Origin of the sequence: Aquimarina sp. I32.4 (genome assembly GCF_002924285.1) — a bacterium.
Classification (GTDB): Bacteria; Bacteroidota; Bacteroidia; order Flavobacteriales; family Flavobacteriaceae; genus Aquimarina.
In genome coordinates this window covers 31,750-43,788 of record NZ_PGUB01000008.1, presented here as the reverse complement: position 1 = coordinate 43,788, position 12,039 = coordinate 31,750, and the positions used below count along the sequence as shown (strand labels likewise).

Genomic DNA, 12,039 nt, shown 5'->3' with positions numbered 1-12,039 from the left:
TATAGAAATGACAATAGAATACACCTTACAAGATCTACCTGAAGTGGCAGAAAAAGTAATTTTAAATACAACAAATAAAATTATACTTTTTAATGCCGAAATGGGAATGGGTAAAACTACTTTAATAAAAGAAATTTGTAAACACCTCGGAGTGAAAGATGTAATCTCTAGCCCTACCTACTCTTTAGTAAATGAATACATGGGCAACGATGGGCTAATCTATCATTTTGATTTTTATAGAATTCAAAATGAAGAAGAGGCACATCAAATTGGTTTTGAAGAATATATTGACTCTGGGGCTTGGGTTTTTATAGAATGGTCAGAAAAAATATCTAAGTTGTTACCAGAAAATAGTACAACTTTGGAAATAAGCATTCTAGAAGACAACAAAAGGGTTCTTTCTTTACAAAAATAAAGAGTGGTTTATAAAATTATACGCTCTAATAGAAATCCTATTTGTTTTCTTGAGTTTTTTATTCGTAATTTGAGTTACAGAATTTCACACAAATGAGCACATCAAAATCTCCTTTTACAAAAGAACAGCTACTTCCTCAGGAAGAAATGATTGAAGTAGCTCGCAAAAAAGGAAAACTCTTTATTGGTATACCCAAAGAAACCCACTATCAGGAAAAGCGAGTATGCCTTACCCCCGATGCTGTTGTGGCACTAACCACTCATGGCCATAGAGTATTACTAGAATCCAATGCTGGAACTGGAGCAAGCTTTACCGATCAAGATTACAGTGAAGCTGGTGCAGAAATCACAAATGATAAAACTAAAGTTTTTGGATGTCCAATTATACTCAAAGTAGAACCACCTTCTACTGAAGAGCTTGAACATATAAACCCGCAAACTGTATTAATATCTGCTCTGCAACTAAAAACCCAATCCAAAGAATATTTTCAAGAACTTGCCAAAAAAAGAATTACCGCATTAGGTTTTGAATTCATTCGTGATACTGATGGAGCATATCCTGCCGTAAGAGCTTTAAGCGAAATCGCAGGAACAGCAGCTGTTCTTATCGCCTCTGAATTGATGAGTAGCGCAACCACCGATGGTTCTGGATTGATGATGGGTAACATAAGCGGAGTACCTCCTGTAGAGGTTGTAATCCTTGGCGCTGGTACTGTTGGTGAATTTGCTGCACGATCCGCAATTGGTCTAGGAGCAAATGTAAAAGTATTTGATAATTCTATTACCAAACTTCGTTGCATACAAACAAATGTTGGTAGACCTTTATACACTTCAACCATTCAACCCAAAAACCTATTAAAAGCATTACGTCGTTGTGATGTGGTAATTGGGGCAATCAGAGGAAAAAACAGAGCTCCTATTATAGTTAGTGAGACCATGGTTGAACGTATGAAAACAGGAGCTGTAATTATTGATGTAAGTATCGATATGGGAGGATGTATTGAAACTAGTGAAGTTACCTCTCATGACCACCCTACATTTGATAAACATGGAGTATTACATTACTGTGTTCCTAACATACCATCTCGTTATGCAAGAACATCTTCTCTATCTATAAGTAATATCTTTACTCCTTATCTTTTACAGATTGGTGAAGAAGGAGGAATAGAAAATGCCGTTCGCTTTGATAGAGGTCTTAAAAATGGGTTGTATTTTTATCGTGGAATTCTAACCAGTAAACCAATTGCCGATTGGTTTGATCTTTCTTATAGAGATATCAATTTATTGATTTTATAAAACAACACCAATCCCTCTATTAACTTTGTATGGTTTCTTACTTTAAATTCGAAAATTTACTTACTTTTGGCACCATAATATTTCATTAAGTTTATGAAACTGGCACATCGATTATTTTACTATTCAGGAGGCTTTGTTATCGGTCTTATTCTTTTATTTTTCTTTCTAGGAGGAAAAAAAGCTTCTTGTGACTATAGCCCAACAGCAAGAGTCTTAAAAAACATAAGAATGAAGAAAAAATCTTTTTCTCAACAAGCACTAACAACTATGAAAATACACAAAATAGATACCTCTAACTTAAGAGAGATTCTTACTTCTGGTAGTGTAGATTTTGGAAAGAGTAATACAAACCTAGATTCTTGTCGAACTTATTTTATAGAAGGTTTTACCAAAGAAAAAAGCTTTACAATGCTCGTAGAGAATTGTGACTCTATCGCCAAAGTAAATACATTAAACATCATACAATAAGGTATTTCACACATCAATCTTCTTGTTTATACCAAAATAATTATTGTTATTTATTGTAAGTTCTTTAATATTTATTCGTTTTTATAAGGATAGTTTTTTAATCCTTTTGTAAACTCTCCAGTTTCTGTGTTGATTTTCACTATTTCTATTTCTCCGTTTTCATTAAAAATTCCTTTCAGATAATAGCTTTTATTTTTAATTATTTCTAATCCATAATCTACTCCATAGCCTGTATTATTATATTTTTTATTTATTTCGTAGCAGATACTATCAGCTTGTTCTTTACTGATCCTATATTTTTCTATTTCTATTTTATACATGTCATTTGTGCTTGAAATTCTATAGACACTATCATTTCTTTCAGCTATTAATCTTCCATAGAACTTAAACACCTTACGAGTATGTTGATTATCATTGATCGTATATGAATCAATCAGAAAACAGTCAGTAGTAGCAACTGGGCCAAACATCTCATACAAAGCATTAACTTTATGATGAAACCCAGAAATATAATATTATAAATTATCATTTATCACCATTAAAATAACATCTGTCTTTAGAAATTTTTTAAAGGGGATTTTTATTGATGTTACAAACTCTTGATTTTTAACACCTAAAACAATGACACTATCTATTGGTTGACTATTTCTGGGTGTACGACAAATTTCCCTTTTTCCAAAATAATGACAAAAAATCATCCATATTTCGTTATTTTTTTTATTCGTATCCCTGCTATAAATTTCAAAAACCTAATCAAAAGTGATAAATAGGTATAAAATACCAAAACCTTCGTTAATTATAATTATGTCACAGAGAAATTTACTTTTCTGAAATACACCATTAAAAAACATCATCACAACAATACAACCTTAACAATTATTTAGCTCAAAAGCATTGTTTTTCAATTTATTACATTAAAATAATTTGTTTTTGTTACGGTTTTTCCGTAGTTTTATAATCCCTCAAATTAAAAATTGAATAACTTATGCGTAAAACTACCCTAGAGCAAGAGTTTAATGCTCAACATTTAGATAACAAATACAAAGACCTTTGGAATAGAGGTATTCACCTTTTTACAATTAACGATAGAAATCGAGATTTTTATTACTCTATTTTCTATGTAGATTTATTGTTTGTTGAAGTAATTTATAACAAACTTACAGATGAGATTTTAGCAATAAAAAGCTTTACTGATAAAGGTAAGCTAATGTACTATCTCAGGGAAGATTTTTCTTAGTTAAGGCTCTATGGTTGATAATTTTATTGACATTTTTAGGTTCATATTTAATTACAAAATTATAATTTTATTCAAATCCCTAAAGTTCTTTTGATCTTTATGACGATAGTGATCAATTATCAACCATAGACTTTTTCTCTATTTACATTAGTATTATTTTTTGCGATACATGATATTTAACACCAAGCCTGCGATCACCAAAAATGTTCCCAGAATACTCAATATTGGATATACATCACCAAACCAAAAGACTCCAAAAACCATCGTAAAAAGAACTTCAACATATTTAAGAGACACTACTTTACTTGTAGCTTGTAATTGGAATGCTTTGGTCATAAATAATTGACCAAAATATCCAAAGACCCCTAAACACAGTAACAGTAAATATTCTACTCCAACAGGAGTTGTCCAATTAAAAACAGAAAGAATACCTCCTATTATTACAGAAATCCACATAAAATAATTAACAATCACTACAGGATGATCATCTCTACCTATTTTATTAATCAACACAAACACCACTCCACTAAACAGAGCAGACCCCAATATTAGTAACAAACCAAAAGAGTCAATATTTGGATCAAATCCTTTTATCATTAACACCCCCCCAAATGCCATCAAAAAAAACAGCCATTGTATTGGTTTCACTCGTTCTCTAAGAAAAAATATTGCCAGAATTGTAGCAAAAATTGGTGACAAATATCGCAATGATACTGCTGAGCCAATAGGAAGATAATTTACAGACATAAAAAACAACCCCATAGAAGTTAACCCTACCAATCCACGCCATATTAATAACTTCTTTTGATTCCCTAACATAGGAATTTTATTCCACAGCAAATAACTCATTGTAAAAAATAAAGAGCCTAAGGCTCTAAAAAAAACTAATTGTGCTCCACCAAACTTTGCCAAATACTTAACAAACAAATTCAATGTTGTAAAAAACACAGCACTGAGAAGCATAAAATAGATTGCTTTTTTCATCTGCCTTATATTTTTTTAGGCTATTTCAGACAAATTTTGTCATTAATCATAACTATCAGTCTTTACAGCATAATTTATAATAGCAGCAAATGTAATTTAAAAACTAAAGCCATTATAAGCTCAATCGAAATGCTTTAGCTAATACATCTGCTTGTGATTTTGGAATTCCAGCTTTTTGAGCATACATTCCCCAGTTAGACACTACCTCTATAACTTGTTCTATTGCTTCTTTACAGTTTTTATAACTTATTTTTTCTCCTATAGTAATCAAATCTTTCATAACAAAATTATCTCTCTTACCATTTACAGACATCTGATGCATACTTGTCCAAATCCCTTCTGGGTTATATGAATATGTTACATCATAAGCAGGAGATAATTTCCACTCCCCTTTCTTATTCATTAAAAAAGAGATATTTTTTGTATGATCATCTTGGTTACGAGCAATAACATTAAACACCATCCTTTTATACAACCGTATAGCATCAATATGAGACAACCTCATTTGACGCATTATTTCAAAAGCATTTTCATAAGAATATGAACCTGGGGATTTATAGTCAAAATGCGCTATCGAACATAATGTTTGCATATGGATTTTTTGATTATGGTAACGATCAAAACGCTTTGTCATAAAATGCGCTCTATCATGTTCCTCAAACAATAAAGAGTGTTCCATATCAATACCACTATCTAATGCCATCAAGTAATATGCATATTCTATTCTCCCATACCCTTTTGGGTCTCCGAGCGTAGCATCATTCACCCCGTCAAATTTAAACATATAATGCTCAAACCCTTCTGGAGCTATAGCTTGTCCCGATCGTATTTCATGCGTCTTTGAGTTATACGCTATAATAGCTTTTGCACGTTGTCCTCCTGCAGAAGTTCCTACCTTAATTAACTCATTAAGGTGTTCTGTATCAGAAAGATTAAGCGTAAGTTTTTCTCTTGTATTAAGTATTTTCTCTGCTAATTTGGCTAATTTATCAACCTCTAACGTATTGACCTGCACCTGCCCTATTCGTTTGGCTGGCTGAAACTCTAAGGCTCCCATACCGCGAGTACCTATATAACACAATCGATCAAGAGGTGTAAATTGAGATTTTGGAATATTATTCAGTACCAACCATTGATCTATCAATCTATTCCCAAAATCATCAGGCAAAACATCAGATAACATCCCTGGTAACCCTTTGTAAGTGTCTTCATTTATTCTAGGAAAACTATATATCTTTTTTGCTGATGATCGTATCGGCATATGTACTGGGGACACATCTAGGTTTTTACTTAAAAACGAAGAAAAAAATTCAAAAGACGCGAATTTCTTATCACTATCCCAGCTCAATGCTCCCAATTCTTCTCCCCACAGAGTAATTTTTATTACATCTACCATGACGGGTCTTCATTTTTATTTTTATAACTACGTGATGCTCTTTCTCTCTCTTTTCCTTTTAGCTTCAACAACTCAATTGGACTAACCCCTGGATCAGGAAAAAAAGAATCAAACACATCTAAATCCCCTAATGCGCGTAATACCTGAATAAAAGTTAATAAGGTTGTTGTTTTTCCTGATTCAAAATTCTTAATCGTTTGCACATGCACCCCTGCTTTCTTGGATAGTTCATCTTGTGTCACATTACGGTTTAAACGCTTTTGTTTTACTCTGCGAGTAAGTTCTATTAATACTTGTTCGTCTGAAAGATTATTCAATTTCATTTATTACTTATTAAAGTATATAAAAATATACATTAAAACATTAAAAAACAAATAAAGTATATCTTTATATACTTTAATAAAAAAAATAATAGTATTACTTATTAAGAATAATTAATTATACTTTAAAAAGCTTAAAAATATTTATAGTATATTAAAATATACCATAAATATAATTTATTATAAAGTAATAAATGGCTAATTAATTATTTTATCTATTATACAAGAAAACGATCTTCCTTAAATTCTATTCTTATAAAAAACAAATTATTATAAAAAGAGTATGGCTTACCAAAACTCTTTGGCATGATAATCGTATTATTTTGAATATATTTTATTATTTTAGTTTCTTTAATCCCCCAATTTTAAATGAAAAAGCTACCCCCAATATTCTTGCTTTTTTTAGCTCAAATTGTCTATACCCAGACTTACGTTGTACTTGACTCAGTGCAAAAAACGCCTATATCTTATGCTACAATTTCTTTTGGAAATGGAAATGGTACATTTGCAGATGGTGATGGTAATTTTCGGTTTTCAAAAAAATGGTATCCCGATATAGACTCATTATATATATCTGCTGTAGGGCACAAAGAAATAGCCTTGTCAACAGCCTCATTACCTCAAAAAATAATGTTACCTCAAAATATAGCAGAGCTCAAAGAGGTATATATCATAGCAGAAAAGAAAAGAAAATATAAGACTCGTAAATTAGCTTCTATTGTACATAATGATTATTTCAAGAGTTGGTTACCTACAGTAGAATCTGAAATCGCAGTTTTTTTTCCTAAAAATTCTGATAAATCTACCAAAATTGCATCTATATACCTTCCTATTAAAACAGAATCATCAAATCGCAACTCTGGAAAAGACCAATCGTTTTCGACACTATTCAAAATGCAATTTTATAAAAATAATAAAGGGTATCCTGATAAAAGATTACCTTATGAGGACATTATATTTAATGTTTCTGATAAAGATAAATCTAATTTTGAGCTTGATATTTCTGAGTACAAAGTTTTTATCCCCAAAGAAGGCATCTTCATTTCTATACAAGTAATGGGGTATGCAGATAAAAATGGAAAGCTACAACAAACCAAAAAATATAGTGAAATTCAAACCCGTAAAGGTACAGTAAAGGTGTCTACAACATTTAGACCTCTGCTTCCTTTTACAGATAAAATAAATACCTATAAGACATTTACACGAAGAGTATTTTTTAAGAATAGAACTTGGCAACGTTTTGATCGTAAGTATAGTCAAAACAACAACCTTATCAAAAACAATAATACCAATTACGGAATGGGTTTGAAATTACATTTATACGAAGAAGATTGATCCTAAATCTCTTAAATTGTATTGCTTATTACTATCAACAAGCATCATATCAATCCAGAAAAGACCTTCTTTTCTCATTAAATTGCACAGCTGCTTTATGTTTTTCTTTGTGTTGAGTACGATTCTCAGCATAGTCTACAGCATCAGAAATTGTTAAGTAATACCGATTTTCTCCTAACTCATCTGTAAAACCTGATCGTTTCAAGAAATCTCTTACAGGGCCAATTGTTCCCACCATCAATAACTGAATATCTAATCCGTCTAGGTATTGCTGAATATCTTCTAGCACATGCAAACCAGTACTGTCTATATCATGCATATTTGTATTATCTAGAATCAAAAAACTAGGTAGAGGATTTCGATTAGAGATAAATTCTAAAATAGCATCTTTAAAATAACTTGAATTACCAAAATACAACTGATTATCAAAGCGTATAATTAAATACACTTCAGACTGTACTGCATCAGGAAATCTATTAATATTTCTATAATATGTAGTTTGAGGTATATTTACCAACTCTGCAATATGAGGGCGCGCACTATAATACTGAAGAAATACAAATGATAATACAACTCCTATAAAAATACCATTCTCTACCCCAAAAACTAATGTTCCAACAAAAGTGATAATCATTACTATAAAATCTCGCCTTCTAAGGCGAAATAAGTAATTGGCTTCACTAAAATTAATTAAACTCAATACAGATACCAATATAATTGCAGCTAGCACTGCTTTTGGAATATAATAAAAGAATGATGTTAAAAATAGTAATGAAAATATTACCATGAGCGCTGCAACAAAAGAAGATACTGTTGTTTTAGCTCCTGCCTTATCGTTAATTGCTGTTCTACTATAACTTCCTGAAGAAGGTACTGCCTGAAAGAAAGCTCCAATAACCTTGGCTATACCTAAAGCAAATAACTCCTGATTTGGTCGTATGGTATGATCTCTTTTTTTCATTTCCATAGATTTTGCAATTCCAATACTTCCTACATATCCAATAAAAGTAACAGTAAGTACAGAAGGAGTAAGAGCAACCATAGTATCGTAACTCATTTCCGGAATAGCAAAAGAGGGTAATCCACTTGGTACCTCTTTAATAAGAGCAACCCCTTTATTTTCAAGATCAAAGAAATAGGTTATCAAAGTTGTCACAACAAGTACCATCAAGGCACCAGGAAAAGAGTTTTTCCATTTTTTTAACACAGTAATTCCTACAATAGAAAATAAGCAAATACCTAGTGTGATTAAATTAACTTCTGACAAGTGATAAATCGCATAACCTATAGTTTCATAGGTGTGCTTAAAATCAGGGATATCAAGCCCTAACCCTTGTTCTAGCTGAGAGACTATGATAATAATTGCTGCTGCAGAGATAAACCCTGAGATAACAGGTTGAGAAATAAGATTTACCAAGAACCCCATTCGCAAGGCACTCATCATAAGCTGTAATACTCCTATCAAAAAGCCAGAAAACACTACCAATTCTATAAATTCTTCTGTAAATGGTTCTGCAAGCTGACTTACACCACTCATGACCAAAATTGCTGTAACTGCTACGGGGCCTATACTTAATTGCCTAGAAGTACCAAAAAAAGCATATAACAATAAAGGGACCAAACAAGCATATAGCCCATAGATAGGTGATACCCCCATAAGCAATGCATAAGCAATAGCCTGTGGTATAAGAATTACACCAACTGTAACACCAGCAATACTATCGGCCTTAAAAACAGAACGATTGTATTTTTTTTCTTTAAAAACCTGAAGGAACGGGATTATTTTATGTAGTGCTTTAACGTTATATATGGTTTTGATTAATTAGGTAAATCTACAATAGTTTGAGAAGTTATACCAAAAGAATTTACAATTCTGTTTTCTCAAAAGTTAATTTCTTATTTTTCAATAGGATTTATATTTATAGTTTAAAGAAATACTTATTTTTGAGTAGATAGTACACAACTTATCATTTATAAAACTCAATGAACGAATATTTACTCCTTCTTATCCTAGCATGTATTGGGTTTATTGCAGGAGTTATTAATACCATTGCAGGAGGAGGATCTTTACTCACATTACCTTTATTGATTTTTATGGGGTTACCTCCTACTGTAGCAAATGGCACAAATCGTATCGGAATTTTCATTCAATCTATTTTTTCTATTGCTGGTTTCAAAAGCAAAGGCATTAAACCTAGTTCTTTTGGAATATATCTAGGTATATCTGCACTTATTGGCTCTTTAATAGGTGCTAGAATTGCGGTAGATATCAAAGGGGATACATTCAATAAAATTCTTGCCATTGTAATGATTATCGTTGTTCTTTTTATGGTATTCAAACCAAAAATAAATGTTCAGGATTTAGCAGATAGGACACAAGGGAAGCATCTTTGGATATCAATATTTGTGTTTTTTCTCATTGGTATCTACGGGGGATTTATACAAGCTGGTGTTGGAATATTTATTTTGCTGGGACTAACTTCTATAAATCATTTAAATCTTGTAAAATCAAATGCCATCAAAGCACTTGTAGTTTTTATATACACCATTGGAGCCCTGGCTGTTTTTATATATAATAATCAAATCGATTATATCTATGGTTTTGTACTCGCTATAGGAAATGCTTCAGGCGGATGGATTGCCAGTCGGTGGTCTGTAAAAAAAGGAGAAGGATTGGTCAAAAAATTTTTAATCATAATGGTAATTACAATGGCTATTAAATTATGGTTAAGTAATTAAATCTCTCCCTTTTGAAAGCATTTGACTTAAAAAAACAAAATTAACGCATAATTACACGTACAACAAAACCTTCTTGTATTCCTCATATTTACAGTGGAGTACCAATAAAATAATTTCAAAATAGTATCTCCTCCCTTAATATACCTGACCTCCCCACTTATATATCATTCATTATTCTTATCTTTTAAATCCAAATTAAACACAAAAATCAATTTGTCATGAAGTTTTACCCCCTTTACATTGCATTAGTTGGTCTTGTTTTTTTGAATTGTAAATCAGAAAAACAAGAAGCTCCTAAGAGTACAAATGAAACTACCTTACAAGCACCTCAAAAAACACCCGAAAAACCTAAAAGTGACATCTCTATTCATGCAATACAACATGCAACTACTATCCTTGAATGGAAAGAAAAAACAATCTACATAGACCCTACAGGAGGTTTCGCCCCTTTTAAAGATAAAAAACCTGCCAATTTAGTTCTTATTACTGATGTACATGGTGATCATATGGATATAGAAACATTAGATAGTCTAGATTTATCACATGCTGAAATAATAGCGCCACAAGCTGTAGCCGAAAAACTTCCTGCAAAATATACAGACCATCTGATCATCTTGAATAACGGTGATGTAAAAGAAATACAAGACATCCCTATAGAAGCCATCCCCATGTATAATTTACGAGAAGAAGCTTTAAAATTTCATAAAAAAGGAAGAGGTAATGGTTATATCCTTACCCTAGGTAAAAAGCGTGTTTACTTTTCTGGAGACACAGAAGATATCCCAGAAATGAGAGCTTTACAATATATAGATATGGCGTTTATATGCATGAACCTACCTTATACTATGACTGTAGAAAGTGCTGCCAGTGCTGTTCTTGAGTTTAAACCAAAACAGGTGTACCCGTATCATTTTCGAGGGCCACAAGGTTTAAGTGATGTTAAGAAGTTTGAGAAACTAGTATCCATAGACCCTAATATAGAGGTTATACAACTAGATTGGTACCCTAATACAAAAGCAAAATAACAATTATAACATAATAACAATCAAAAAAGGGTTTGCCATACATAAACCTTTTTTGATCCTATCTATATAAATAATACAACTAAAGATGTAATTTTACAACCGCAAAAGGCTTTTTTTTAAGGAGCTTCTATATATATTTAGGAATGAGTGCTACCGCTGAAGACAAAAAACATGATCATTACAAAATTTACAAGCCTTATGGTTATTTAAGTCAATTTGTAAATAATGGGCAAAAGCAAAATAAAAAAAAGTTGTTGGGCGAATTACATGATTTCCCTGAAAGAATAATGGCGATTGGAAGGCTTGACGAAAAATCTGAAGGTTTATTATTACTAACAACTGATGGAAAAACCAGTAATCGTATATGTAGTAACTCTATAGAAAAAGAATATTATGCACAGGTAAATGGAGACATTACCAAAGAAGCTATTGCATCACTACAAGAAGGTCTAGAAATTGGATTTGACGGAAAAAAACACATGACTTCTCCATGCAAAGCAATCAAATTAGATAGTGTACCAAATTTTCCTGAAAGAGCAAAAAAAATAAGAGATGATAGACATGGCCCTACTAGTTGGGTTTCTATTACACTACGTGAAGGAAAATTTCGTCAGGTTAGAAAAATGACATCTGCTGTTGGTTTTCCTACATTGCGATTGGTAAGAATACGAGTAGGAGATATTCATCTAGGGTCAATGCAAACAGGAGAAGTTATAAAAATAAACATCACATAATCAACTACATAAAAATTACACCTATTAAATCATTCGTTTCATGATTTTTCACTTAGTAAAAAATACTCTTTACCCTCCTACACTAGACCTA

Annotated in this window: 13 protein-coding genes; 8 read left to right on the top strand and 5 right to left on the bottom strand. The window is 31.8% G+C overall.

Features of this window, described 5'->3' with window-relative positions:
- The first annotated feature begins 7 nt into the window (after positions 1-7).
- The 3 genes from tsaE to CVD18_RS03025 all read left to right on the top strand — a co-directional run bounded on the left by tsaE (position 8) and on the right by CVD18_RS03025 (position 2,178).
- Positions 8-415 carry a tRNA (adenosine(37)-N6)-threonylcarbamoyltransferase complex ATPase subunit type 1 TsaE gene (gene tsaE, locus CVD18_RS03035; RefSeq protein WP_103863967.1) on the top strand — a complete coding sequence of 136 codons (408 nt, stop codon included), beginning with the start codon at positions 8-10 and terminating at the stop codon, positions 413-415.
- Between the two features lie 92 nt (positions 416-507).
- A complete protein-coding gene (locus CVD18_RS03030; RefSeq protein WP_103863966.1) occupies positions 508-1,710 on the top strand; it encodes an alanine dehydrogenase in 1,203 nt (400 codons plus the stop codon).
- Between the two features lie 93 nt (positions 1,711-1,803).
- Positions 1,804-2,178 carry a DUF4258 domain-containing protein gene (locus CVD18_RS03025; RefSeq protein ID WP_103863965.1) on the top strand — a complete coding sequence of 125 codons (375 nt, stop codon included), beginning with the start codon at positions 1,804-1,806 and terminating at the stop codon, positions 2,176-2,178.
- 71 nt (positions 2,179-2,249) lie between these two features.
- Here CVD18_RS03025 and CVD18_RS03020 read toward each other — a convergent pair whose 3' ends face one another.
- Positions 2,250-2,648, bottom strand: coding sequence for a hypothetical protein (locus tag CVD18_RS03020; RefSeq protein WP_103863964.1), 399 nt, complete (start codon positions 2,646-2,648; stop codon positions 2,250-2,252).
- Positions 2,649-3,163: 515 nt separating this feature from the next.
- Here CVD18_RS03020 and CVD18_RS03010 point away from each other — a divergent pair.
- Complete coding sequence (locus tag CVD18_RS03010; RefSeq protein ID WP_103863962.1) at positions 3,164-3,415, top strand: hypothetical protein; 252 nt, start codon at positions 3,164-3,166, stop codon at positions 3,413-3,415.
- Between the two features lie 153 nt (positions 3,416-3,568).
- On the opposite strand, the gene CVD18_RS03005 is transcribed toward CVD18_RS03010, so the two are convergent.
- From CVD18_RS03005 to CVD18_RS02995, 3 genes are all read right to left on the bottom strand, one after another.
- Positions 3,569-4,399 carry a DMT family transporter gene (locus tag CVD18_RS03005; protein WP_233194454.1) on the bottom strand — a complete coding sequence of 277 codons (831 nt, stop codon included), beginning with the start codon at positions 4,397-4,399 and terminating at the stop codon, positions 3,569-3,571.
- A 112-nt stretch (positions 4,400-4,511) separates the two neighbouring features.
- A complete protein-coding gene (locus CVD18_RS03000) occupies positions 4,512-5,795 on the bottom strand; it encodes a type II toxin-antitoxin system HipA family toxin (protein WP_103863961.1) in 1,284 nt (427 codons plus the stop codon).
- Positions 5,789-6,118 (bottom strand): helix-turn-helix transcriptional regulator, encoded by a 330-nt coding sequence (locus tag CVD18_RS02995; RefSeq protein ID WP_103863960.1) that lies wholly within the window; start codon positions 6,116-6,118, stop codon positions 5,789-5,791. Before CVD18_RS02995 ends, CVD18_RS03000 begins: the two co-directional genes overlap by 7 nt.
- A 366-nt stretch (positions 6,119-6,484) precedes the next feature.
- Between CVD18_RS02995 and CVD18_RS02990 the strand changes: the two genes are divergently transcribed.
- Entirely contained in the window at positions 6,485-7,450 is a 966-nt protein-coding gene (locus CVD18_RS02990) for a hypothetical protein (protein ID WP_103863959.1), read from the top strand.
- 49 nt (positions 7,451-7,499) lie between these two features.
- On the opposite strand, the gene CVD18_RS02985 is transcribed toward CVD18_RS02990, so the two are convergent.
- Positions 7,500-9,230 carry a SulP family inorganic anion transporter gene (locus tag CVD18_RS02985; RefSeq protein WP_103863958.1) on the bottom strand — a complete coding sequence of 577 codons (1,731 nt, stop codon included), beginning with the start codon at positions 9,228-9,230 and terminating at the stop codon, positions 7,500-7,502.
- Positions 9,231-9,433: 203 nt separating this feature from the next.
- Here CVD18_RS02985 and CVD18_RS02980 point away from each other — a divergent pair, with 203 nt between their 5' ends.
- The 3 genes from CVD18_RS02980 (at position 9,434) to CVD18_RS02970 (ending at position 11,948) form a co-directional block, all read left to right on the top strand.
- Positions 9,434-10,189, top strand: a complete 756-nt coding sequence (locus CVD18_RS02980) for a sulfite exporter TauE/SafE family protein (protein WP_103863957.1) — start codon at positions 9,434-9,436, stop codon at positions 10,187-10,189.
- Positions 10,190-10,407: 218 nt separating this feature from the next.
- Entirely contained in the window at positions 10,408-11,214 is an 807-nt protein-coding gene (locus CVD18_RS02975; protein ID WP_103863956.1) for an MBL fold metallo-hydrolase, read from the top strand.
- 143 nt (positions 11,215-11,357) lie between these two features.
- Complete coding sequence (locus tag CVD18_RS02970; protein ID WP_103863955.1) at positions 11,358-11,948, top strand: pseudouridine synthase; 591 nt, start codon at positions 11,358-11,360, stop codon at positions 11,946-11,948.
- Positions 11,949-12,039: the final 91 nt, after the last annotated feature.

Coding starts and splice junctions, on each gene's coding strand:
- CVD18_RS02995 (WP_103863960.1), bottom strand. CDS start 6,118: ATGAAATTGAATAATCTTTCAGACGAACAAGTATTAATAGAACTTACT.
- CVD18_RS03005 (WP_233194454.1), bottom strand. CDS start 4,399: ATGAAAAAAGCAATCTATTTTATGCTTCTCAGTGCTGTGTTTTTTACA.
- CVD18_RS03020 (WP_103863964.1), bottom strand. CDS start 2,648: ATGTTTGGCCCAGTTGCTACTACTGACTGTTTTCTGATTGATTCATAT.
- CVD18_RS03000 (WP_103863961.1), bottom strand. CDS start 5,795: ATGGTAGATGTAATAAAAATTACTCTGTGGGGAGAAGAATTGGGAGCA.
- CVD18_RS03010 (WP_103863962.1), top strand. CDS start 3,164: ATGCGTAAAACTACCCTAGAGCAAGAGTTTAATGCTCAACATTTAGAT.
- CVD18_RS02970 (WP_103863955.1), top strand. CDS start 11,358: ATGAGTGCTACCGCTGAAGACAAAAAACATGATCATTACAAAATTTAC.
- CVD18_RS02980 (WP_103863957.1), top strand. CDS start 9,434: ATGAACGAATATTTACTCCTTCTTATCCTAGCATGTATTGGGTTTATT.
- tsaE (WP_103863967.1), top strand. CDS start 8: ATGACAATAGAATACACCTTACAAGATCTACCTGAAGTGGCAGAAAAA.
- CVD18_RS03025 (WP_103863965.1), top strand. CDS start 1,804: ATGAAACTGGCACATCGATTATTTTACTATTCAGGAGGCTTTGTTATC.
- CVD18_RS03030 (WP_103863966.1), top strand. CDS start 508: ATGAGCACATCAAAATCTCCTTTTACAAAAGAACAGCTACTTCCTCAG.
- CVD18_RS02975 (WP_103863956.1), top strand. CDS start 10,408: ATGAAGTTTTACCCCCTTTACATTGCATTAGTTGGTCTTGTTTTTTTG.
- CVD18_RS02990 (WP_103863959.1), top strand. CDS start 6,485: ATGAAAAAGCTACCCCCAATATTCTTGCTTTTTTTAGCTCAAATTGTC.